Source organism: Marnyiella aurantia (genome assembly GCF_014041915.1).
GTDB lineage: Bacteria > Bacteroidota > Bacteroidia > Flavobacteriales > Weeksellaceae > Marnyiella > Marnyiella aurantia.
In genome coordinates, this window is record NZ_CP059472.1 from 659,515 (window position 1) to 682,812 (window position 23,298).

18 protein-coding genes are annotated in these 23,298 nt (G+C 44.6%); 7 read left to right on the plus strand and 11 right to left on the minus strand.

Features of this window, described 5'->3' with window-relative positions; genetic code table 11:
- Positions 1-43: 43 nt before the first annotated feature.
- Both H1R16_RS03065 and H1R16_RS03070 read right to left on the minus strand, forming a co-directional pair.
- The gene (locus tag H1R16_RS03065) at positions 44-613 is read right to left on the minus strand and encodes a dihydrofolate reductase family protein (RefSeq protein ID WP_181885713.1); all 570 of its coding nucleotides are present in this window, start codon (positions 611-613) and stop codon (positions 44-46) included.
- Positions 614-775: 162 nt separating this feature from the next.
- Complete coding sequence (locus H1R16_RS03070; RefSeq protein ID WP_181885712.1) at positions 776-1,210, minus strand: hypothetical protein; 435 nt, start codon at positions 1,208-1,210, stop codon at positions 776-778.
- Between the two features lie 228 nt (positions 1,211-1,438).
- On the opposite strand from H1R16_RS03070, the gene H1R16_RS03075 reads away from it, so the two are divergent.
- Together H1R16_RS03075 and H1R16_RS03080 are read left to right on the plus strand one after the other, a co-directional pair.
- Entirely contained in the window at positions 1,439-3,598 is a 2,160-nt protein-coding gene (locus H1R16_RS03075) for an outer membrane beta-barrel family protein (RefSeq protein ID WP_181885711.1), read from the plus strand.
- Positions 3,599-3,771: 173 nt separating this feature from the next.
- A complete protein-coding gene (locus H1R16_RS03080; protein ID WP_181886749.1) occupies positions 3,772-4,545 on the plus strand; it encodes a sulfite exporter TauE/SafE family protein in 774 nt (257 codons plus the stop codon).
- Positions 4,546-4,725: 180 nt separating this feature from the next.
- Here H1R16_RS03080 and H1R16_RS03085 read toward each other — a convergent pair whose 3' ends face one another.
- Together H1R16_RS03085 and H1R16_RS03090 are read right to left on the minus strand one after the other, a co-directional pair.
- The gene (locus H1R16_RS03085; protein WP_181885710.1) at positions 4,726-5,214 is read right to left on the minus strand and encodes a DUF4920 domain-containing protein; all 489 of its coding nucleotides are present in this window, start codon (positions 5,212-5,214) and stop codon (positions 4,726-4,728) included.
- A gap of 15 nt (positions 5,215-5,229) precedes the next feature.
- The gene (locus tag H1R16_RS03090) at positions 5,230-6,360 is read right to left on the minus strand and encodes a cytochrome-c peroxidase (protein WP_181885709.1); all 1,131 of its coding nucleotides are present in this window, start codon (positions 6,358-6,360) and stop codon (positions 5,230-5,232) included.
- 222 nt (positions 6,361-6,582) lie between these two features.
- On the opposite strand from H1R16_RS03090, the gene H1R16_RS03095 reads away from it, so the two are divergent.
- On the plus strand, positions 6,583-7,395 hold the full coding sequence (locus H1R16_RS03095) for an SDR family NAD(P)-dependent oxidoreductase (protein ID WP_181885708.1): 813 nt from the start codon (positions 6,583-6,585) through the stop codon (positions 7,393-7,395).
- Between the two features lie 112 nt (positions 7,396-7,507).
- Here the strand turns inward: H1R16_RS03095 and H1R16_RS03100 are convergent, their stop codons facing one another.
- Positions 7,508-8,344: a cyanophycinase gene (locus tag H1R16_RS03100; RefSeq protein WP_181885707.1), complete on the minus strand. Its 837-nt coding sequence runs from the start codon at positions 8,342-8,344 to the stop codon at positions 7,508-7,510.
- Between the two features lie 38 nt (positions 8,345-8,382).
- Positions 8,383-10,644, minus strand: coding sequence for a cyanophycin synthetase (cphA, locus tag H1R16_RS03105; protein WP_181885706.1), 2,262 nt, complete (start codon positions 10,642-10,644; stop codon positions 8,383-8,385).
- A gap of 255 nt (positions 10,645-10,899) precedes the next feature.
- On the opposite strand from cphA, the gene H1R16_RS03110 reads away from it, so the two are divergent.
- A complete protein-coding gene (locus tag H1R16_RS03110; RefSeq protein ID WP_181885705.1) occupies positions 10,900-11,673 on the plus strand; it encodes an exodeoxyribonuclease III in 774 nt (257 codons plus the stop codon).
- A gap of 269 nt (positions 11,674-11,942) precedes the next feature.
- Here H1R16_RS03110 and H1R16_RS03115 read toward each other — a convergent pair whose 3' ends face one another.
- Together H1R16_RS03115 and H1R16_RS03120 are read right to left on the minus strand one after the other, a co-directional pair.
- Positions 11,943-12,305 carry a cupin domain-containing protein gene (locus H1R16_RS03115; protein ID WP_181885704.1) on the minus strand — a complete coding sequence of 121 codons (363 nt, stop codon included), beginning with the start codon at positions 12,303-12,305 and terminating at the stop codon, positions 11,943-11,945.
- A 98-nt stretch (positions 12,306-12,403) separates the two neighbouring features.
- The gene (locus tag H1R16_RS03120) at positions 12,404-13,057 is read right to left on the minus strand and encodes a CoA transferase subunit B (RefSeq protein ID WP_181885703.1); all 654 of its coding nucleotides are present in this window, start codon (positions 13,055-13,057) and stop codon (positions 12,404-12,406) included.
- Positions 13,058-13,177: 120 nt separating this feature from the next.
- Between H1R16_RS03120 and H1R16_RS03125 the strand changes: the two genes are divergently transcribed.
- Entirely contained in the window at positions 13,178-14,962 is a 1,785-nt protein-coding gene (locus H1R16_RS03125) for an ABC transporter ATP-binding protein (RefSeq protein WP_181885702.1), read from the plus strand.
- A gap of 424 nt (positions 14,963-15,386) precedes the next feature.
- Here the strand turns inward: H1R16_RS03125 and H1R16_RS03130 are convergent, their stop codons facing one another.
- The gene (locus tag H1R16_RS03130) at positions 15,387-16,091 is read right to left on the minus strand and encodes a CoA transferase subunit A (RefSeq protein ID WP_181885701.1); all 705 of its coding nucleotides are present in this window, start codon (positions 16,089-16,091) and stop codon (positions 15,387-15,389) included.
- Positions 16,092-16,372: 281 nt separating this feature from the next.
- On the opposite strand from H1R16_RS03130, the gene rplS reads away from it, so the two are divergent.
- Together rplS and H1R16_RS03140 are read left to right on the plus strand one after the other, a co-directional pair.
- The gene (gene rplS, locus H1R16_RS03135; protein WP_181885700.1) at positions 16,373-16,726 is read left to right on the plus strand and encodes a 50S ribosomal protein L19; all 354 of its coding nucleotides are present in this window, start codon (positions 16,373-16,375) and stop codon (positions 16,724-16,726) included.
- A 238-nt stretch (positions 16,727-16,964) separates the two neighbouring features.
- The gene (locus H1R16_RS03140; protein ID WP_181885699.1) at positions 16,965-18,761 is read left to right on the plus strand and encodes a hypothetical protein; all 1,797 of its coding nucleotides are present in this window, start codon (positions 16,965-16,967) and stop codon (positions 18,759-18,761) included.
- A 69-nt stretch (positions 18,762-18,830) separates the two neighbouring features.
- Here the strand turns inward: H1R16_RS03140 and H1R16_RS03145 are convergent, their stop codons facing one another.
- Both H1R16_RS03145 and rpsA read right to left on the minus strand, forming a co-directional pair.
- Positions 18,831-21,380: a T9SS-dependent M36 family metallopeptidase gene (locus H1R16_RS03145; RefSeq protein WP_181885698.1), complete on the minus strand. Its 2,550-nt coding sequence runs from the start codon at positions 21,378-21,380 to the stop codon at positions 18,831-18,833.
- A gap of 105 nt (positions 21,381-21,485) precedes the next feature.
- Positions 21,486-23,270, minus strand: a complete 1,785-nt coding sequence (gene rpsA, locus H1R16_RS03150; RefSeq protein WP_181885697.1) for a 30S ribosomal protein S1 — start codon at positions 23,268-23,270, stop codon at positions 21,486-21,488.
- Positions 23,271-23,298 lie beyond the last annotated feature (28 nt).

The following is a 23,298-nucleotide window of genomic DNA, read 5'->3' on the forward strand; positions in this document are numbered from 1 at the left end:
GACACAGATCCCTATCTAAAAAATTTAACGAAAAAGGGCTGCATTATCCTGTGCTATGATTGCTGACCGGTTCATAGTACAGGATTACCGAGCCGTTACCGAGTATTTTTGCCTTGAGTAATTTCAGCAGCGTTCTCCGGCTGACACTATCAAAAAGGCGCGCGCCGCTGGCCGCTATAACAGGATGAATGCAAAACTGACATTCATCAATCAGGTTCAGGTTCAAAAGCTGAATGATCAGACTGGGGCTGCCCACCAGAATATCCTTGTTAGCCACCTTCTTCAGTGCTTTTACCTCATCTTCCAGACTTCGTGTTGCCACCTGTGCTGTTTCCCACATATCCGAACAATTTCTGAGTGTGCGCGAAAACACCACTTTTGGAATATGATGAATGGCCTGAGCGAAACTGTTCATTGAAGAATCATCCCCAGGTTTTTCAAGTATTTCCCGCCAGTATTCCATAAGTTCGTACGTCGTGCGGCCGTACAGTATTACACCGCACTCATTAAGCAAAGCGGTATAATGCTGATGCAGCTCCGAGTCCGGAATTCCGGCTGTATGGTCGCTGACTCCGTCCAGGGTCAGGTTAATGACTGCTATTGTTTTTCTCATGGCAGATTGGATTGGTTTCCGAAAGCAATTGAGAATGGTTAACCGCCCCGACAAACTACTGAAACTGAACTTTACCGCAAATTCAAAGTGGATAAAATGTCAGAAAAGAAAAAGGACAATCGTTACGCGTTTAAAACTCAATGTTAGCTGACCATATGCAACCTATTGAGGTTTCACGTACTCAATCTGTCTTTCCAGTCCTGCTGCTTTTCCCTGCTCCTTTGTAATTTTCTGCTGTAGCTTTTCCAGTTTCCGGTCACTTTTCAGCAGTTCATTTACGGCTTTTTCCGCTTTTTTCAATGACTTACGGGTACTCGCGGCACGGTCTGCTACCGATTCCGCATCTTTACCTACGCTGAAACGGTCTGTTTTGGTCTCTGCTTTTTCACTCAGTTCACGGGCTTCCTTTCTCAGGTTTTCGTTCTTTACGCGCTCCTTTTCATACTCCATCTTCAGCTCGTTTATCCTGGTGTTCACTTCCAGTATACTCTGACGGGCCTCGTACTTCTGCATTTCGGGGGTGGTGTTGCTGCTGCAGGACTGTACCAACGTAGCTGCTGCGTATAGTGCGGAGAAAGCAATCAATTTAATTTTCATCTTTAGTATTTAATGGGGTAAAGTTAGCATATTCCGGATTAGTCTGCTGATACAGAATAACAAAACACAGTGTATGACTAAAAAACCCTTTTCAACTCACCCTCCGGGTTCCATTGTCCCTCTCCTCTGAAAATTATGGGCCGGTAAGCTGCCGCTACGACAAATTTCCGTCACCAAATGTAACAGGACAGTACCTTCGGTTGTCTAATTGAGGGCAAACTATAGCCAATGAAAAAAAAATTATTTGCCGCCATCCTGCTTTGCGGGATCCTGGCTTCGGCCCAGGAGACTGTTGCCGACACTGTACAAACCAAAAGTATAGAAGAGGTAGTAGTTATTGCACGAAAACCTACCATTGAAAGCAAAGCGGACCGCACGGTATTTAATGTAGCCAACAGTTCCATCCTTACCGGGAACAGTACCTGGGATGTTTTGCGGATGACACCGCTTGTGAACATTGACAATAATGACAATGTTCAGGCTGAGGGAAATGCAGTAACCGTTTACATCAATGACAGAAAATCGGTTTTTACAGGCAAGGAACTTAAGGAATACCTGAAGACCATTGCCGCAGATAATCTGATGAAGATTGAAGTGATCACTACCCCATCTGCCAAATATGAAACCGGCGGTGCAGTAATCAATATTGTGCTGAAAAGGAGCGAGAATGAAGGCATAAAGGGCAGCGTTTCACTAGGGAATTCGCAGAGTTTTAAGAATTCGCAGTCTTCCAATGCCAATCTTAATTACCACCGGAAAGGATTTACACAGTCCCTCAGCGGAAGTTTCAATAACACCAACAGTGTAAACGAATCTTTTAACGAAAACTTTATCTATGCTGATAACTCGCTTACCAGAATCAGTGCAGAAAACAACAGCCACGGAAAATCGCCATCAGCCACGTCCACGACTGAGTTAGAACTGGATGAAAAGAACAACGTTGGACTTGTGGCGCAGTATTACGGATCCAAAAACAGCTATGATGCTGTGGCTGACGGTCAGTATTTCCTGAACGATGTACTTCAGAATTCATACACCAACAACATAAATGCAAACGGCAGCAGCCTTTTTGCGGGCAGCAATCTCTTCTACAAGTACTACGATAAAGTGAAAAACAGGATTTTGGATATTAATACCGGCATCAACTATTCCGGTAATGAAAGTACCAGAATACAGAGCACGCTTTGGGATCCGGCCGGTTATGAAGGAATAAAAACAGTTTCCGAAAACCTGAACCGTGAATATTATGTGAAACTGGATTACTCACAGCCGGTTGATAAGGATGGCAATCTGCTTGAATTTGGCGGGAAAATGAATTTTCGGAACAATGTGATGCCATTTGACTATTTTAATCAGCAAAGCAGTGCCTGGATACCGGATAATACCAGGACGAATACCTTTCGCTACGAAGAAAACCTGAACTCGCTTTATGCCAACTTCAGCAAGACGTTCTTCAAAAAACTTGAAACCAGGATAGGATTACGCTATGAGCATATTAACTTCACTGTTAAACAGGATGTTGGCGCTGTAGAAAGGACCGATTCCTATGGCGCCCTGTTGCCGGACCTGCTCGTCAAATACTCCTTTAACGAAAACTATAATCTTACTGCTACCTACAAGCACAGTTTATGGCGTCCCTGGTTTACAGAGTTCAATCCCTTTCTGATGCCTTCAGACAACGGCATTTACCAGCGCGGAAATATGGAACTGGAGCCTAACCCCAACGACCGTTTCGGGCTGAAGCTGGGTCTTTACAAGAAATATTTCCTTTCGGCAAACTTCAATTCTACCAACCAGGATTATTGGACCTCGTACACAGTGGAAGACGGAAAGACAATCATGATGCCGGCTACATTTTACGGTCGGGTGAACAACTATTCCCTTTATGCCAATACCAATCAGAACTTCCTGAAAAACAAACTGAATGTAAATTTCAACCTGGGACTTACCTATGTGGACAACAGTGATTTCAGGCAGCGTAATAACTTTGTGGGTCTGCAGGATTACATTACCAATTTTAGCGGCTCAACCAATTTTTCGTATACCAATCTTTTCAGCAAAAATATCAACATCAACGGATGGATGGGTCTGCACTCCCAGAACTGGGGTAACTCCATGGGCAATAAAATGAACTTCTTCCACAGCTTTGGAGCCACCAAACTATTTCCTGCCACACAGATGGAAGCCGGTATCCGGTTCAATAATATCTTCCGCCGGCCCGGAAATGATTTCATCACGTATTCCCCCATCGGTACATTCCGAAGTGTAAATAAATGGGATTGGTATGGTGCGCACCTTACTTTTGTTAAAAGGTTCGGTAACCAGAAGGTTAAGGAAAGCAGCAAAACGAATGTGGAAAAGGAAAGTGGCGGAGGTAAAGGCCAGTAAGAATTTTTGCTGAGACGACTTACGACTGTTACTTTTGTAAATATGGCTATTAACTTAAAGGAAATATGCAGGTCATGCCCTATGCATTCTGTTGCATCTAAAAAGTGCAGCTCGCCGGTCATCCCGCGGAAGGTTATTAAGGTTTACCTTTGCATGTTAAAATTGCTGACGTGCTGGAAACAGAAATCCTGATTTACCTTTGCCTCGCGGCCTTTGCTGCAGGCTTTATTGACGCTGTAGTTGGCGGCGGCGGACTGATACAGACGCCGCTGGCTCTGGCCTTTTTACCAAATATCCCGGTAGCAACGGTGATAGGTTCGCTGAAGGTTCCGGCCTTCAGCGGGACAGCTCTGGCAACATCGCAATACCTCCGAAAAGTGAAAATAGACTGGAAACTTCTTATTTTCATGGCGCTGCTGGCTTTTATTTCAGCCTTTCTGGGATCGCAGCTTCTAACTGTAGTCAGCAATGAGTTTATGAAACCGGTATTACTCTTCGTGCTGATAGTCCTGGCCATTTACACCATCTTTAAAAAGGATTTCGGCAATGCTAAAGAGAAGAAGATGCCTTACCACACGGCCATCATCAACGGCTGCATCGCGAGTATTGCGGTGGGTTTCTACGACGGATTCATAGGTCCGGCTACGGGCACTTTTTTCATCCTGGCGTTCGTGACCCTGCTGGGAATGGATTTCCTGAAAGCCAATGCCAACGCAAAACTCATTAACCTGGCTACCAATGCCGGCTCCATCTGCCTCTTCCTTATAAAAGGTAAAATCATTTGGGCCATTGCCCTGCCCATGGCAGTCTGTAATGCTGCAGGAGGGCTGGTAGGTGCGCAGCTGGCCATCAGGAAAGGCAACTGGTTTATCCGTTATCTCTTTATTTTCATCCTGATCCTGTCCATCGGAAGGTTTGGGTATGAGGTGCTGGTGGTGGATTTTTAGGTTAGTTAATGGGTTTAAGTTGTTCAAATGGTTTAAAAAGTTCAAATACATGGGAATTTGAAATCGTAAGAAGATTGAAACTGTTGAAGGTCTGATCGTAAAAGTGATGTTCCGCTGACTGTTCGGCATAAAAAAACGCCTTCAAAGAAGACGTTTCTGATTCCGTTGAATTTAAAAAGATTAATCCACGACTTTAATGCCGCGTGCAAGCACACGGATTTCAGTTTGTGGTTCTGTAATCTTGGCGATATCTTCTTTACTGGTTCCCGAATCTTCAGCATAATGCTGCAGTTCCTTAACAGAAGTTGTTTTCTTTTCAGCATTTGCATGTAAAAGAACCGTTTTCCCTACCATTGACTGAGGCAGAAAGAAAGCATAATCCTTCATTTTTACAAAAAAGCGCGTGTCATTATCTACAAGTGTTAACCAGCAGCCCTTTTTCTCGCACACTTCGCTCACCTTAGCCTGAATAATGATATCATCGAGCTTATCGGACTTTTCCAGAGCTTTCTTTATCCTGCCGGTGCTGTACACATCGAATGTCTGCTCTTCAGTGACCCCAGATCCGTACTGCTGACCTTTTACGGCTTCGGGAATATTCAGTTTCTGCTGCGCGCTGGCGACAACTCCCATTACGGCGACCATTGTGGCCAATAATAACTTTTTCATGAATTTAAATTTAAATTATTTGGTGGGGAGGACCGGAGCCCTCATTTTATACTTATAACTGTGAAGCGAATTTAAGAAGTTTTCAATATCTACAAAATCTTCTTCAGAAAGATTTAAAGTAGTGAGCATCCCGGATTTTTTCGGAAACAGCGGATCCTGCTTATTGCCCTTTTCATCAGGCATTCCGGCATTATACATGTTCAGGACACCGCGGATATTCGGAAACAGTCCGTTGTGCATATACGGTGCCGTTTGGCTTATCTCTCTTAGTGTGGGTGTCTTAAATTTCCCCACATCTTCCCTCTTCTTCGTAATTTCATAAAGACCGAGGTCCTGATATTCCCTTGCGAAGTAAGTAAGACCCAGGTTATGGAATTTCTGATCGGAAAAATAAGGAGTATTATGACAGTTGATGCAGTTGGCCTTGGTACGGAACAGGTGCAGTCCGCGAACTTCGGAATCAGAAAGCGCATTCTTCTGTCCGCTTACAAACTTATCAAAACGGCTGGGCGGACTCACCAGCGAGCGCTCAAAAGTGGCAATTGCCTTTACAATCCGGTCTTCATTGACCTTACTATCTCCAAAAGCTGCCTTGAAGAGGTCTTTATACCCTTCGATTTTCGCAATCCTGCGTACTGCCAGCCGGCTGTGCATATTCATTTCCACCGGATTTTCAATCGGAATTTTGGCCTGTGCTTCCAGGTCTTTTGCACGTCCATCCCAGAAAAGTTGGGTAGCATAGACAATATTGAGCACTGTGGGTGCATTACGTGTTCCGGTTTGCTTATCGTGGCCGAAAGAGACACGCCGGCCGTCGGCCCACATCATTTCAGGATCGTGGCAATTGGTGCAGGAAATCTGCCCTGATCCGGAAAGGCGCGGATCAAAAAAAAGCATCTTGCCCAGTTCTTCCTTTTCCTTGGAGTAGGGATTATCTTTTGGGAATACAGGTTGGGGAAGCGGACCGATATCCTGAAACCCTTCAATAGCTTCATCAAAAAGATGCGCCTGCGGCCAGCGGGTGGGATCACCACTCCCGTACAGTTCCCGAAGATCGATAGCTGAGTAGGTACGTTCTATCTTTTCTGTTCCGGAAAAAGAGTAAAGTATGCCCAATACGGCCAAAATAACAAGAAAGTATTTCATATCTATCCTCAAAAAAACCAGCCCAAAGCGATGGTATTTGTACTGTAGTTTATCCGGTCCTGTAACTGGAGTGCAAAGTTAGAAAATTTCCTGATAGCATTTCTATACCGAAATAGGTGGGTTTGTTAAGCATATAGTATTCATATTTTCAATTAAAATCAGCAGATTTTCAACTGTTCTGATGGCATAATTTCTGTTGACTTTCAGCCTAAAACAAACATAATGGAAAGACAAAAAACCTACACCCTTATTACCGGCGGAAGTACCGGTATCGGGCTGGAACTGGCGAAATGTTTTGCCAAAGACGGCCACAATCTGATTATTGCAGCGCGGCATGAAGACGAACTTTCAAAGGCCGCCGCGGAATTGCGGGATATTGGCAATATTGACGTCATCACCATTTCGAAAGACCTTTTTGATATGGAGCAGGCTAAACAGCTCCATGAGGAAATTACTGCCCGAAACCTGGTGGTAGACACATTAGTTAACAATGCCGGGCATGGTTGGTATGGAGAATTTAAAGACACCGAGTTGGAAATGGAGCTGTCCATCATCCATCTTAACATATGCAGCCTTGTTATTCTTACAAAACTTTTCCTTAAAGACATGATTACAGCCGGAAGCGGAAAAATACTGAACACTTCTTCAATAGCCTCTAAATATCCGGGCGCATGGCAATCTGTATATCACGGTACTAAAGCTTTCGTACAGTCATTCACCGAAGCCCTGCGGTCAGAAGTTAAAGACCATGGCATTGTAGTAACCGCTCTCCTGCCAGGGCCTACTGACACAGATTTCTTCAGAAAAGCGCAGATGCTTGATTCCAAAATTGTGAAAGAAGGGAAACTGGCGGATCCTGCGGATGTAGCCAAAGCGGGTTATGATGCTTTGATGGCAGATGATGACATGGTTATCGCGGGCTTAAAAAATAAACTCCAGGCTGCTTCCGCAGCTATTACTCCTGATTCCAAACTAGCTGAGAAAAGTTATAAAGATCAGGCTCCAGCGGATGGCGAGGAACCTGCAAAGCAGTAGATTACATATTTACAAGGAAATTCAGGGTGTTGCACCCTGAATTTCATCTTTAAAATAATTACAAACAGGTAAACTGTTCCTCAGCATCGAAATCAATAAAGATTTTACACAATTATACCTCCGCCTCCGGCGGACTTTTTATGTCTAGCTGCATCGTCTTTAAATTAAAAATATCATGCTGACTCATCAGGTGCAGGGTCATATTCTCTATAGAAAGAGGAGCGCCGGTAACTACTTCTAACAGATTGCTTTTGGAGATCGTGCGGCCATCAAGGAGGATCGCCATTCCCGGACCTATAGCTTCCATCTTGTCTCGGTGAATAAGCAGGGCTGTATTTTCCTCCAGGCCAACCCCGAGTATGTTGGGGTTACTAACGACAACTTCAAAGAGCCGGGCAATGCGGCCCCTTTCTATGAAATGAGTATCAAAAACAATATTATTAATCAGGCGCAGACCCGTGGTCGCAATGACCTCGCCTTTGTACGCCGCTTCTGTACTTCCACCTTCAATTATCATAATTTCCGAAGCGGCCGCGGCACCCGCAGAAGTCCCGGCATATAAAAAATCGGAATCTTCAAGTTTTTCAATAAGGAGGGCGTAAAATGCAGTACCTCCAATTGTGGAAGTCAGCGCTAGTTGAGATCCACCGGTAGCAAACACCGCATCCGCGTCCTTCAGACGTTTCAGTATTTTGGGATTCTCGGCGTCAGTGCGTGACTCCATGACTAAAACACCACAATTTTCTGCGCCAAGTTTAGCGAAGGCTTTTAAATAGTCCCGGCCCATTTCTTCCGGAATAGATGATGCTGAGGTAATGATTTCTATACGTGAACGTTTTTTAAGACGTGATTCTGAAATGAAACGTTCCAGAATTGTTGTGTCTGAAAACCGGTCTCTGCTGCTTTTCTGATTTTCGGCACCTCCTATTGCCAATACTTTTCCTTTCATATTTATACTGGTTAAATAACATACACTATAAACAGTGCTTATCTGTCCGTTACCGATTTGCTTATTACTTCAATAACCTCCTTATAATTGTCGCTGAGCGCCACAATATAATCGCCCTCCTGTGCTGTTGCCAGAGCATACCTTATGGCTTCTTTTTCGTCTGGAATAAGGTCAACTGTCACCCCCGTGTCTGCCTGCCTGATTCCCTGAACCATCAGCAGGTTCATTTCGTTTAAAGACCTTCCGCGCAGATCATTGTCCTGACGGACAATAATATGGTCAAAGCACCTGGCCGCGATTTCTGCCAGCTCCAGGATGTCACAGTCCCTACGGTCGCCTACCCCTGCAATAATGCCTACTTTCCGGCGTCCGGTAATGTGGCTGAGATAATGCTGTACTTCCTTCATACCGTGAGGATTGTGAGCATAATCCACGAGGACAGAACAAGTACCGACCTGAAACAAATTCATCCGGCCAGGTGTCTGATCCGGCCCTGGCAGGAATGTTTTGAGCGCCATCCTAATATGACCAACACTAAAACCATAGCAAAATGCAGCGGCCACAGCGGCCAGTACGTTTGCAGTCATACACCGGGCAGTTCCGCACATGGTAAGGGGAATTTCTTTTACAGTGGCGATAATGGTGGACCGACGATTATGATGGACAACAACTTTTTCCTGCTCAACGGTTACTGCCCAACCACCGTCCTTAATATGTTGCCGGATAACTGCGTTCCTGCTGTCCAGAGCGAAGTACGCAATATTGCAGTCCAAGGTTCCGGCCACCCGGACACAGTGCTCATCTTCGGCATTAAGTATTGCCCAGCCGGACTTTTTTACACTCCGCAGCAGAGCAGCCTTCACTTCAGCGAGTTCTTCCAGTGTATTAATATTCCTAAGACCGAGATGATCTGCGGCGATATTGGTCAGAATGGCTACATCGCAATAGTCAAAGGCAAGACCGGAACGCAGCATTCCCCCACGCGCGGTTTCCAACACTGCGAAATCTACAAGGGGGTCTGCAAGAATTATGGAAGCACTTGATGGACCTGAGCAGTCGCCGCTCACAATCTTATGCCCGGAAATATAAATACCATCGGTAGTTGTATAGCCCGGCGAATGTCCTGCAGATTGAACTATATGCGCCAGAAGTCTGGTGGTAGTGGTTTTACCGTTTGTACCCGTGACCGCGAAAATGGGTATACGTATTTCGGATCCCGGAGGGTACAGCATATCTACCACTGCTGCCGCAACATTACGTGGCTGACCAACAGAGGGCTTCAGATGCATACGGAAGCCAGGCGCAGCATTTACTTCAATTACAGCGCCCCCGTTATGTGACAGCGGTGCTTTAAGATCGGGAGCGATTATATCGATTCCGCATACATCGAGGCCAATCAGGGCCGCGATACGTTCTGCAATAAAACGGTTCTCCGAATGCACTTCATCGGTCACATCAGCGGCAATGCCGCCTGTACTGAGGTTGGCCGTTGATTTCAGATAAACAGTCTCCCCGGCGGGCACGACTGTATCCTCATTATATCCTATTTGCTGCAGAATTTTCACAGTATCGCAGTCGAAGATGATTTTAGTCAATTTGGCTTCGTGTCCGTCTCCCCGTTCCGGCTGGCTGTTCACCTTGGTAATAAGCTGATGGACCGTAGAAGTCCCGTCGCCTCTAATGTGCGCTGGAATTCGTCGGGCTGCTGCCACTAATTTACCGTTCACGACCAGCAAACGGTGATCATGTCCCGATATACAGCGCTCCACAATAACCTCAGAACCAAATTTCTGCGCATACAAAAATGCTTCATCTGCCCTTACTTCATCACTAATTTGAACAGAAACTCCTTTTCCATGGTTGGCTTTCATTGGTTTAATTACCAGAGGGAAACCTAAACAGGTTAAAGCTTTGCGCAGATCATCCGGACTGCTGCAAACCTGCCCTTCGGGCACCGGTATTCCAGCGCTTTGGAGTATCTTTTTGGTTTCATACTTACTGTCAGCCAGCTCTACTGCCACACATGAGCTTTGACCGGTAATTGTGGCGCGGATAATCTGTTGATTCTTTCCGTAACCAAACAGGATTTTTGAACAGTCATTCATCCGCCGCCAAGGTATTCCACGACTTTCCGCTTCTTTTATTATACTTAGCGTACTGGGCCCCAACCGTGCCGTAGACCGAAGTTTTGCTAATGTACTGCCAGATAAGCTGCAGTACTTCGAACCGTTCAACTGCAGAGGATTTTGGGGTATATCCTCACCTTTTTTAGTCTGTATGGTATTAGATGTTTGATTCATGTTATAAAAAATAATTTATACATACATCTGCTGCTGAAAAACCCTGCACATTTGTAACTGGTATACGCATAAAACCAAATTACCGGGTAAAGACAAAGATCTCCGTTAACCGAAAAAGATCTATCGTAAACCCCTATGTTCTGGCTAACGGTCATCAAACAAAGTGCCAGCTCAAGGTTAAAAATATGCTCCTGGCCCACTTATGCAAATAAAATAATTAGTGAGGGATTAGAAGTCTTCCGTATTTTTGCAGACATGAAAATCATCTCTTACAACGTGAACGGTATCCGCGCAGCTTTTACCAAAGATTTCCTGGGTTGGCTGAAAGTTGCGGATCCTGATATCATCTGCATACAGGAAAGCAAAGCGGGTAATGACCAAATAGATATTGAAAGTTTGGAAAAGCTGGGTTATCACAGTTACTGGCACTGTGCGCAGCGCAAAGGATATTCCGGAGTTGGCATTGCTTCGAAAATAAAACCGAAGCACGTAGAGTATGGTTGTGGAATCGAGCATTATGATAATGAAGGTCGGATTATCCGGACAGATTTTGAGGAGTTCTCCGTCATTTCAGTCTATGTACCCTCTGCCTCCAACGCGGACCGGTTAGGTTTTAAGCTTGAATTTTGTGATGATTTCCTGGACTATATTAAGGAACTCAGGAAAACAATCCCAAACCTAATCATTAGCGGAGATTTCAACATCTGCCACAAAGAGATAGACATCCACAACCCTGCCGGTCTTAAAAATGTGTCCGGATTTCTTCCTATAGAGCGTGAATGGCTATCGAGATTTATTGATGAATGTGAACTTATTGACAGTTTCCGGTTCTTCAATGACCAGCCTGATAATTATTCCTGGTGGAGCTACAGGCAGAATTCACGCGAGCGCAATAAGGGATGGCGTCTCGATTATAATTTCGTGACGTACAGCATGAAGGAAAGGCTGAGCCGCGCAGTAATACTAAAAGAGGTAAAGCATTCCGACCATTGTCCGGTCATGGTTGAATTAAATGCGGCGCAGAATTAAATTTGCAGAATGCCGGTGAGGAGGTTGAAAATAAATAAAATATCCCGATTGCCGCGTTTCAGGATATTGAAAATTTTTGCGTTGTAATCATGTCACCCCTTCGGGGTTTTGCGCAGGTCTATAATAATGTCACCCCTTCGGGGTTTGAACCGATCCGATATTGATGACGTTAGAATAATGTCACCCCTTGGGGGTTTTGCCGGTCTATAATAATGTCACCCCTTCGGGGTTTTGCCGGTCCTGCGGAACTCCAGCACCCGATTACTAAATCACTCCATTTCACGGTTGACCAAATCCATTGAAAAGGCCGGAAGACAGATGGCTAAGTATTCACACTCTTCATCAAACGGATTGCTGTAGCGGATGCGCGCGCCCTTTTCTATTCTGATGCTTTGGCCAGCCTCCAGGACCAGGATTTCACCGTCAATTTCGAACTGCTTCTTTCCTTTAATGATGTAGGTAAATTCATCAAAACCGGGAGTCTGGTGTGGCTCACTCCAATGCGGTGGTGCTACCATATGTGCAATGGAGATTTCCGGGTTGTCGGTGGAATTACCCCAGATCTCTTGAATTAGTTTTCCGTCAATGGTTGGTACTACGACCGGAGATTTCTGGATTTTATATTTCTTCATCGTGAATGAAAGCCGGTTACTTTTTGCCTGCCATTTCAAATTTAACAAAAAAATCCTTCTCAATTATGAAAAGGATCTTCTGTATGATCAGTTTAGCTTTAGAACTGCATTTCCGGAATATCACCTTCAATGATCAGATCTGCTTCGGTTGCTTTTACAATATCTTCCACACTTACACCCGGAGCACGCTCCAGCAGTTTGAATCCGTTGGGCGTAATGTCCAGTACTGCCAGTTCGGTCACTACTTTCTTTACGCAACCTACCCCTGTTAAAGGCAGGGTACATTTTTTCAGAATTTTACTTTCACCGGCTTTATTCACATGCATCATGGCCACGATAATATTTTCCGCTGAGGCTACAAGGTCCATCGCACCGCCCATGCCCTTCACCATCTTACCCGGAATTTTCCAGTTGGCAATATCGCCGTTTTCAGCAACTTCCATGGCTCCCAGTATGGTAAGATCTACTTTCTGGCTGCGTATCATGCCGAAACTGAAAGCGGAATCAAAGAAAGAGGCTCCCGGGAGGGTCGTAATCGTCTGCTTTCCGGCATTGATGAGGTCTGCATCTTCCTCGCCCTCAAAGGGAAAAGGCCCCATACCCAGAACACCGTTTTCACTTTGGAACTCCACAGAAATATTCTCAGGCACATAATTGGCCACCAGTGTTGGAATCCCTATTCCCAGGTTTACGTAATAACCGTCCTTAACTTCTTTCGATATTCTCTGTGCGATTTGTTCTTTTGTGAGCATGCTTCTACTTTTTCAGGGCAATTTACTCAATTTGGAAATAATACGGAAATCCCCGCAGATTTAGTTGGTAGTATGTTAAAGCGGATTTATAAGTATTTTTGCACATACTTTTATTCCTGAATGAAAACCCTCTTCCATTACCTTAAACCACATAAATGGCTGATTGCGCTGTCGCTACTGCTAACAACTATAAATCAGGTATTTTCGCTGTTCGCACCAGCCATCACCGGTAATATCCTGGATGAACTTGTAACCCATCCGCATACTTTCGATGCCGAAGGCACACTTCCACGGACACTGAACGAGTATCTGTACGGCAGTGCGGTGTATAACGGAGTATTTTACTTCCTGGGACTACTTATAGGTACAGCCATGGTTAGCCGGATAGCGAAGGCGCTGCAGGACTATACAGTTAGTGTGATCACCCAGAAATACGGTGCCAAGATTTTTACTGACGGACTGCAGCATTCCATGGCGCTGCCCTATCAGGAATTTGAAGACCAGCGGAGCGGTGAGACCCTGTCCATCCTGACCAAAGTTCGGGAGGACACGGTGAAGTTCATCACCAGTTTCATCAATGTGTTTTTCGGAATACTGGTAAGCATCATCTTCGTATCCATTTACGCCATCCAGCTGCACTGGTCCATCATGCCGGTATACACTGTTGGGATATTCCTGATTGCCTTCGTTACAAATTTGCTCAGCAAAAGAATCAAGAACATCCAGAAAACAATCGTGGGCGAAACAACCAGCCTGGCGGGCAGCACCACCGAAAGTCTGCGGAACATTGAAATCGTAAAAAGTCTGGGTTTAACAGGACAGGAAGTTAAGCGGCTGAACAGCAACACCTATAAGATTCTGGGTCTGGAACTTAAAAAGGTAAAGCGTATCCGTTCGTTAAGTTTCATACAGGGAACTATGGTTAATTTCCTGCAGCAAATGATCACCTTCACATTGCTGTTCCTTATTTTCCGGGACATTGTGACACCCGGACAGTACCTGTCACTAATGTTTTACGGCTTCTTTATTTTCGGGCCGATGCAGGAAATCGGAAACATCATTATTTCTTACCGCGAGGCCCAGGCCTCACTGAACAATTTCGACAGGCTGATGGAGAAACCCGCCGAGGAAAAACCATTACAACCGGAACACATTGGCGCAATTGAGGATCTGGAATTCCAGAAAGTTGCTTTCCAGCATAAGACCGCACACTATAAAGCGCTTAACGGAATTTCTTTTCGGGTGCAAAGCGGCGAAACCATTGCATTTGTGGGTCCCAGTGGTTCGGGAAAGAGCACACTGGTAAAACTCCTTGTCGGACTGTACCGGCCGAAAGAAGGAAACATACTTTACAACCGGAAAGACGGCAAAGCCTTTGACTTTGATGAGCTGCGGAATCAGATTGGTTTCGTAACCCAGGATACACAGCTTTTTGCAGGCACCATCCGCGAAAACTTATTGTTTGTAAATCCCGAAGCTACAGAGGAAGATCTGAACATGGCATTGAAGAAGGCAAGCTGTACCGGACTTCTGCAGCGTGCAGAAAACGGGATTGAAACCGTAATTGGCGAAGGCGGATTAAAACTTAGTGGCGGCGAAAAGCAACGTATTGCCATTGCAAGAGCACTTTTACGCAAACCACACCTTCTTATTTTTGATGAAGCTACTTCTGCCCTGGACAGCATTACCGAAGAGGAAATTACAGCGACCATCAGGGATATTTCGCGCGAAAAAGACCAGATTACCGTACTTATTGCCCACCGTTTGAGCACCATTATGCATGCAGACCGCATTTATGTTCTGGAACGCGGCAATGTAATTGAAACCGGTTCGCACCTGGACCTTATTTCCGAGAAAGGTCTGTATTATGCGATGTGGAGACAGCAGATTGGTGAAAGAAAGTAGGACACCGGTTAAAAGACTGTGTTAGCTAATGCAGTAAAGTAATTCAATTATATACAAAAAAATAGAAAATGCGAAATAGCTCTAGCTTTGAAAACTTTACAATATCTTTATTAAAAAGATGCCGGCCATGAAAGCAAAGTAAAATAGAGTTATACCGATCTGGATGATCCTTGGAGGATTGATTGTGCTGTACAGATACCTGCGGAATTGGGATGCGTCCCAGGATAATACATACTACATCATATACTGGGCGTTACCATCTATATTAGCATTGCTGCTTATGCACTGCTAAAATCAATCACGACCCCTGATAATCCTAAAGAATAAGGTCTCTGTGCATTATGACTGATCGGATGAGGACTAATAGCTCCCATAAAAAAAAACGGGCGAAAGCCCGTTCCCTTGTATTGTAGTATAAATCAATTTACGCTTCGCGCTTTCTAACTGTTCTCTGTTCTATTCTTTTCTCAAATTTTTCGCCCTGAAAAATGCGCTGAACCATAATTCCGGGAATATGGATTTCATTGGGATCCAGTTGTCCGGGTTCTACCAACTCCTCCACTTCAGCGATCGTTACCTTGCCGGCACCTGCCATAGGTGCGTTGAAGTTACGGGCCGATCCCTTGAATATCAGGTTACCCGCATGATCACCTTTCCAGGCCTTTACGATTGAAAAATCAGCTTCGAACGCGTGCTCCAGAATATGCATCTTGCCGTGGAATTCTTTAGTCTCCTTGCCTTCGGCCACCTCTGTTCCGTAACCGGCAGGAGTGTAAAATGCGGGGATGCCAGCCTGGGCTGCACGACTTCTTTCGGCCAGTGTTCCCTGCGGAACAAGTTCAACTTCCAGTTCACCGGAAAGCATCTGACGTTCGAACTCAGCATTCTCGCCAACATAGGAAGAAATCATTTTCTTAATCTGCCTTTTCTGCAGCAAAAGTCCTAACCCAAAATCATCAACTCCGGCATTATTGGATATACAGGTCAAATCGGTGATATTGCTCTCCACCAATGCACTGATGGTATTTTCCGGGATTCCGCAAAGACCAAATCCACCCAGCATCAGGGTCATTCCGTCTTTAATACCTTCTATGGCTTCCTGCGCGTTCTTTACTCTTTTATCGATCATATTAAGGTCTGATTTTTCTGCCAATAAAATTAAGGATTTTTTCGGAATTTTACCGGCCTTGCAACCGCTGTTTGGAAAATTCAATCAGGAAGAAGTCAGCTGAAGTCTCCAATATCAGGTTAGAAACTGCAAAAAGTTATAAATCAGGATGGATTTACGTATTTTATTGTATAACTTTTTGTCCGGGAGCAGAAATTATTCTATTTTTGCAGCCTGTTAACCAACCTCTGACGAAGGACGTGAATGTTGCTTAGCTTGACAAAAATTTTTTATTTATAAAAATGGATTTATTAAAGTACGTACAGGAGAAGTACATTGCTAAAAAAGAATTCCCGGAATTCAAAGCTGGTGACACCATCACCGTTTATTACGAAATTAAGGAAGGTGCTAAAACAAGAACTCAGTTCTTTAAAGGTACCGTAATCCAGTTAAGAGGAACTGGTGCTACAAAGACTTTCACCATCAGAAAAATGAGCGGTGATGTAGGTGTAGAAAGAGTATTCCCAATCAATCTTCCAGCACTTCAGAAAATTGAAATTGACAGAAAAGGTAAAGTTAGAAGAGCAAGAATCTATTACTTCCGCGACCTTAGAGGTAAAAAAGCGAGAATTAAGGACGCTTCTTACAAGAAATAATTCAGACTGTTATAATAAGAAAACCACCGGAATTTCCGGTGGTTTTTTCGTTTTACTATATTCTCAGAAATTAATTGTAACAGGTATAAATTACCGCAAACAGATAAATGTCATTTAAGGTATTTCTAGCCGGAGCCTGAGGATTGGATATATTTGTGTAAACCATAACATATTTATTAACTGGTATGCCAATGTAAGGTGTATTCCAGTGCTACATTAATAAAACCATGAAATTTTTATGACAGACATTAAACATGCCCACACTTTTCACATCCCCGTAATGGGTCTGGCCTTCACTATCGACAGCCCACTGCGCGTTGCCCAGTACGGGATTGATTCTGTAATCTCCATTATGGATGATGACCTGATTGAAAAAATGAACGCTTTCTATTCAGGCAAATTTAAACGTCCCTATCAGGAAGTTACACAGAAGATGGAGGATTTCCGTGCAAAGCGCATCACGAATTATCTGAATATGATGGATTCTGTGATCACTGAAAAATTTGAAAGCTATAAGCAGGAGCTTACCGAGAAACAGAGTAAACTGGAGGAGTTTATGTCCATCTTACCTTCCACTTCCGGTTTAAAACAGAAACTGCAGCAGGCGGTAACCGCGGGAAAACAGAACATCAGCGAAATAAGGTCGGTCCTGGACGAGTATTTCAGTCCGGGCAGCATCGATGTAAATATCATGACAAAGGTGGACAAGGACAACTTCAGCGGCAAGGAACAGCTACCTGTTATTTACAACGATGCCCATGCCGCGCTGCGCGGATTTGCCGCGAGTACAACGAAGTCATCGGTGGTATTTTCCGCAGGAATGAATCCGCGTCTTTACAGTTATATCGAAGCTTTTGACGATTTCTATCCGGATGAGAACGGCGCCTTTAACAAGAAAATAATCCTGAAGGTAAGTGATTTCCGTTCGGCTACCGTACAGGCTAATCTTCTGGCTAAAAAAGGCATCTGGATTTCGGAATTCAGAATAGAATCCGGTCTTAACTGTGGCGGACATGCGTTTGCGACAGAAGGACATCTGATGGGTCCCATTCTGGCAGAATTCAGGAGCCGCCGTACTGAACTTGAACATACTGCCTACGACCTGCTTGTGAAGGCGCTGGAAGCGAAAGGTAAAGTTATTCCGTCAGAAATTCCAAAGGTGAAATATACCGTTCAGGGAGGCGTAGGTACTGCAGAAGAACATCAGTTCCTGCTGGAACACTACCAAATGGATTCTGTGGGCTGGGGATCACCCTTCCTGTTGGTGCCGGAAGCCACATCTGTAGATCCGGAAACCAGAGAACTCCTTGCAAAAGCCAAAGAAGAAGATCTGTACCTAAGCAACATCTCACCTTTGGGCGTGCCGTTTAATACGCTGCGCGGAACCAGCAACGAAATACTTAAAAGCAAACGTGCAGACTCCGGTAAGGCCGGAAGTTCCTGCCCCAAAAAATATCTGGCACTCAGCAAGGAATATGAGGCTGAAGGAATCTGCACTGCCTCCCGTAAATATCAGGACAGAAAAATAGAGGAACTGAATGAGCGTAAAACCGAACTTTCGCCAGAAAATTACAACAATGCTTTCGGAACAATTACCGAAAAATCCTGTCTGTGTGTAGGCCTGGCTAACTCATCCTATATTGAACTTGGTCTGCCGGTGAAAGGTCAGGCACAGGGAGTTGTAGTTTGTCCGGGACCCAATATTGCTTATTTCTCCAAAACCTATTCGCTGAAAGAGATGATCCAGCATATTTATGGTGAAAAATCCGCTGAAAACCATTCGGAACGTCCTAATGTTATGCTTAAAGAACTGAATCTTTATATTGAAAACCTGTCCGCACAGCTGCAAACCGGCGGGGAAATGACAGCACAGCAAATCAAGAAATGGGAAGCTTTTAAATCCAATCTTCTGCTTGGAATCTCGTACTATAAAGATCTTTTTGCTGAATCAAAATTTTTCAGCAAGGACAGACCGCTGATTCAGGCGCAACTCTCTTCATGTGAATCTGTACTGCTGAAGATGCAGGCTTCTTAAAACCAATATTTATAAAAGTTTCGGCGGGATCAATGATGGTCCCGCCGATTTTTTTTGACCTCGGTCGTACTACTTCTTTGCCACTACGAGTTTCAAAACCTTATCCCCGCCGGTGCCTTTAATCTTTATGAAGTATACCCCATTCAGCAGGTGACTGGAGGAGAATTGCTGCTTCACATTCACCACAAGTTTTTCCTGTGAACTTACCAGTCTGCCGGATGAATCATAAACTTCAATACTCATCTTCCCAAGCATACTTATCGGGAAGTTGATGTAATATCGGTTATCAGCTGGATTCGGATAAAGAGTGAATCCGCTATCCGGCACGTGGCCGGTCTTACATTCATCAGGTATGGTAAAATCTTCAGTCTGGTCATTTATACTGCCTTTACTGCCTGCCGATGCATCTAATCCCACACCGCGTTTGGCAAATGTTTCCCAGATCATACAGCGGTTTGCGCCACCGGTGCTGGCTATATCGGCAGCAATTATGGCATCACGACCAGACGGAAAAGTCGGATTACATTCCTGAAGCTTAACTCCGTCCACTACCGTTTGAAGGACTCGTGTACTTCCGCTGGCTGAACTGGTCATCACATCGGCAGCATAGCCATACTTTTCAGCATATTTCCAGTGAAGGTCCCATAAAATGGTGGCCCAAACGAATCCAATAGAATGGACATCCGGCGTCATTACCCCATCTTCCAGGAACTCCATACCGTTTGTTCTGGCGTATGTATAATTATTGATCCCGAAATCCGGTGAGTAAAACTGCGGACGGATGCCAATTCCGGCGGCGTTCTGTCCCCCGGCATAAGTGGCAACTGACCTTGGTACCGAAGCGGTTGCATTGGGTTGGTTGGTAAGCATGAGAGCAAAGAAATCGGACCACCCCTCGCCCATCTGCTCGCTGGAAATCTCTTTGTTCAGGCAGGAGTATCCATTTCCCGTGAGACGGTTGGTGATTCCGTGAGCATACTCGTGGATAATGATTCCGTTGTCAAAAGCCGCATCAGCATACTGATCCGTAGCCGAATCATGCTTAAGCGTGACATTAACAGGTGTTCCGCTGGAAAGTGTGGATTTAATAAATTCACCTTCAGGATTTTCAATCAGAACCGACGGAATACTGATTGTGGCGTCTGCTCCGCCCATATTACCAAAATTTGTTGCTCCCGGATTGTTGTAGATAATCGCTCCTACAGCTCCCGCTTCCTGAATATTCTTCACCTTAACAGTAAAATTGCAGTTTCCCCGCTCGGCAAGGCCTATTTTGCCTACCATGGATGTAGGCATTAGTGGCGTACATGCATCAATAACAGGCGAAAGAACAACATCACCAGTAATGCCTGCCGGCGTTAACTGAGGACCGAATTCTGCTACCCTGGTGTTGGGCTGCCTCGGAACTGCACTTGCAGGACTGTTGTAGAAAAGCCGCTGCACAAATGAAGGCGTCCAGAGGAACATCTGCATTCGCGGATTGGTACCGTCGGGCGGAGTAAAGAAGTTGGAGTTATTGAGATCCGAACTGTCCTGAGCTTCAGCCAGTACAGCATCATTCCCAACACCACCTTTGCCAAAATTATTGGTTTGAAAATTACGCGCACTCTCAGTGAATCCCAATCTGTAAAAGATATCATGGGTTTTGTTCGCCGTATAAAAAACATTGGTGATGGCCGCGGAAAGGCTGTTTTGTGCCGGCTGGCCGGTGGCAAAAGGAAAATCGAAAATTCTCCCCGACCCGCCATCCGGAGAGAAACCGGGACTGTTACTGCCGGCAACATCATCATAAGCATAGATATTATTACCACGGGTTGTGGTATAGTGGCCGCTACCGTCTGAATGCCAACCTTCGGGCGAAGCATCCGCAAACCAGGGATTCGATACAATTGAGCGCGAGCCGAAATTGGGACTTTCAACCGGTAAGGCAAACACATTATAGGAGGCATTGTCCGGCGAAGCGGCAGAGAACTTAGCTGTATTGTGCGCATCAATCCCTGCCGGTGCAGCGGGTTTAGATTTTCCATCGTGATTAAATGTACAGGATAAAGTCAGGTTCTGCTTATGCAGAATACTTCCCGTAGCAGCATCAACAAGAATATCCCAATACGTACTGCTGCCGGCTTCATGAAAATGAAACTCATAACATAAAATGAGAGTTCCATCCTTACTGAAGTATACCCGGCGGTGCTTCGCAACGTTTCCGGTATCAGAATCATTAAAATCCGCTACCTGATACAATTCCGGATTTTGAATATTCAGCTGACTAAAAGCTGAATGCAATAGCGTTTGGGGATCTTTCAGATTTATATTCTGCTTCAGAACAGTGTATGACTGCGCCAGATTATCAGAGAAATAGGTAACCTTACCCTCTTTCACCAGTGCAGTAGCGACATTGTTGTAGACAGGGATCTCATTAACTGTTTGCTGCATTTTAATTACCGTACCCTTCATGGACCTGGAATAATCTTCCTGCTGAATAACAAAGTCCGGAATCCGGCCGGTACTGCGTGCCGAAGGATCTTTCCAGAGAAAATCTCCTATTATTCTCCGGTGATCCTGAGCCTGCAGAAAACCAAAAGTAAGCAGAAGTGAAGCCGAAAGTATACGTTTTTTCATAGTCGCGAAATAATACCGAATTTACAATATTTAGCGATACTCACACTTACAGTCATAAAAAAACCACCCCTTACGAGGTGGTTAAGTATATAAAGTCTGAAAAGCTTATTCGCCGCCTTCCATTCTCTTTTTAAGTTCAGCCAGAGCGTCGATATCTCCAAGAGTAGCTCTCTCTTCGTTACCTGTAGAAGTTACCTGTGGTCTGGAGTTAGACTCACGTGTATTTCTCTTCTCTTCGTCTCTGAAAATTCCTGTGTGGGAAACTACAACTCTCTTGAATTCTTTGTTGAATTCAATTACTTTGAACTGAGCCTCTTCACCTTTCTTGATTTTAGAACCGTCTTCTTTTTCAAGAAGTCTGGACGGACAGAAAGCTTCAACTTCTGCATCTTCAAACTGAACCTGAGCTCCTTTGTCGAATACATCTGTGGTTTTTCCTGAATGTACAGTTCCTTCAGCATACTTGGTTTCAAACTTATCCCAAGGATTTTCCTGAAGCTGCTTGTGTCCTAAAGAAAGTCTTCTGGAAGCAGTGTCAAGTTCAAGAACGATAACGTCCAGCTTGTCTCCTACTGCGCAGAACTCAGATGGATGTTTGATTTTCTTAGTCCAGGAAAGATCGGAGATATAGATCAAACCGTCAATTCCTTCTTCCAATTCAACAAAAACACCAAAGTTTGTAAAGTTTCTAACGGTACCTACATGCTGGGAACCAACAGGGTATTTAGATTCGATATTTTCCCAAGGATCTTTGTTAAGCTGCTTGATACCAAGAGATATCTTTCTGTCGCTTCTGTCCAGTGTAAGAACTTCTGCTTCAACCTCGTCACCAACTTTTACGAAATCACCGGCGCTTCTCAGGTGAGTAGACCATGACATTTCGGAAACGTGGATCAGACCTTCAACACCCGGAGCGATTTCTACGAATGCACCATAGTCTGCAAGGACAACAACTTTACCTTTTACTTTATCTCCAACTTTCATGTCGGCAGAAAGCGCATCCCATGGGTGAGCTTCAAGCTGCTTCATACCAAGCTGAATTCTTGTTTTCTCATCATCGAAATCAAGGATAACCACCTTAACCGTTGCACCGTCTTCAAGAATTTCTGACGGATGGTTAACACGGCTCCATGAAAGGTCAGTGATGTGGATAAGTCCATCAACACCACCAAGGTCCACAAACACACCGTAAGAAGTGATGTTCTTAACAGTTCCTTCCAGAACCTGACCTTTTTCAAGCTGAGCGATAATTTCTTTTTTCTGACCTTCAAGATCCGCTTCAATAAGCGCTTTGTGAGATACAACAACGTTCTTGAACTCCGGGTTAATCTTAACCACTTTGAATTCCATTGTTTTACCTACGAACTGATCGTAATCCTTAATAGGCTTAACATCAATCTGAGATCCTGGTAAGAAGGCTTCGATACCGTGAATATCCACGATCATACCACCTTTTGTTCTTGATTTTACGTAACCGTTTACGATTTCGCCGGTTTCGTGAAGCTCGTTCACTCTGTCCCAAGCCTTAAGTGTTCTGGCTTTTTTGTGAGATAACTGAAGCTGTCCGCTTTTGTCCTCTCTTCTGTCTACCATTACTTCAACTTCGTCACCTACTTTCAGGCCGCTGTTGTAACGGAATTCGTTAAGCGAAATCACCCCTTCTGACTTAAAGTTGATGTCAACGATCGCCTCTTTGTCAGTCAGTCTAACTACTTTACCTGTCAATACATCATTGTCTGCAAGGCTGGTAAGAGATCCGTTGTAGATTTCTTCAAGATCGCTCTTTTCCTTTCTTGCATCTGCATCAAGTCCGGACTCGAAAGAATCCCAGTCAAACTGCTCAGGTGTTACGTTTTGGTTCATAAGAACCGCGTCTTTATTTTCAGACATAATAAAAAATTTGTATCCCTTCTCTTTC

What these genes read in the sequence shown, in the direction of transcription:
- H1R16_RS03110 (WP_181885705.1), top strand. Translation starts at nt 10,900, where the DNA reads ATGAAAATCATCTCTTACAACGTGAACGGTATCCGCGCAGCTTTTACC.
- H1R16_RS03070 (WP_181885712.1), bottom strand. Translation starts at nt 1,210, where the DNA reads ATGAAAATTAAATTGATTGCTTTCTCCGCACTATACGCAGCAGCTACG.
- H1R16_RS03090 (WP_181885709.1), bottom strand. Translation starts at nt 6,360, where the DNA reads ATGAAATACTTTCTTGTTATTTTGGCCGTATTGGGCATACTTTACTCT.
- H1R16_RS03095 (WP_181885708.1), top strand. Translation starts at nt 6,583, where the DNA reads ATGGAAAGACAAAAAACCTACACCCTTATTACCGGCGGAAGTACCGGT.
- H1R16_RS03140 (WP_181885699.1), top strand. Translation starts at nt 16,965, where the DNA reads ATGACAGACATTAAACATGCCCACACTTTTCACATCCCCGTAATGGGT.
- H1R16_RS03130 (WP_181885701.1), bottom strand. Translation starts at nt 16,091, where the DNA reads ATGATCGATAAAAGAGTAAAGAACGCGCAGGAAGCCATAGAAGGTATT.
- H1R16_RS03115 (WP_181885704.1), bottom strand. Translation starts at nt 12,305, where the DNA reads ATGAAGAAATATAAAATCCAGAAATCTCCGGTCGTAGTACCAACCATT.
- H1R16_RS03100 (WP_181885707.1), bottom strand. Translation starts at nt 8,344, where the DNA reads ATGAAAGGAAAAGTATTGGCAATAGGAGGTGCCGAAAATCAGAAAAGC.
- H1R16_RS03125 (WP_181885702.1), top strand. Translation starts at nt 13,178, where the DNA reads ATGAAAACCCTCTTCCATTACCTTAAACCACATAAATGGCTGATTGCG.
- H1R16_RS03120 (WP_181885703.1), bottom strand. Translation starts at nt 13,057, where the DNA reads ATGCTCACAAAAGAACAAATCGCACAGAGAATATCGAAAGAAGTTAAG.
- rplS (WP_181885700.1), top strand. Translation starts at nt 16,373, where the DNA reads ATGGATTTATTAAAGTACGTACAGGAGAAGTACATTGCTAAAAAAGAA.
- rpsA (WP_181885697.1), bottom strand. Translation starts at nt 23,270, where the DNA reads ATGTCTGAAAATAAAGACGCGGTTCTTATGAACCAAAACGTAACACCT.
- H1R16_RS03065 (WP_181885713.1), bottom strand. Translation starts at nt 613, where the DNA reads ATGAGAAAAACAATAGCAGTCATTAACCTGACCCTGGACGGAGTCAGC.
- H1R16_RS03085 (WP_181885710.1), bottom strand. Translation starts at nt 5,214, where the DNA reads ATGAAAAAGTTATTATTGGCCACAATGGTCGCCGTAATGGGAGTTGTC.
- H1R16_RS03075 (WP_181885711.1), top strand. Translation starts at nt 1,439, where the DNA reads ATGAAAAAAAAATTATTTGCCGCCATCCTGCTTTGCGGGATCCTGGCT.
- cphA (WP_181885706.1), bottom strand. Translation starts at nt 10,644, where the DNA reads ATGAATCAAACATCTAATACCATACAGACTAAAAAAGGTGAGGATATA.
- H1R16_RS03145 (WP_181885698.1), bottom strand. Translation starts at nt 21,380, where the DNA reads ATGAAAAAACGTATACTTTCGGCTTCACTTCTGCTTACTTTTGGTTTT.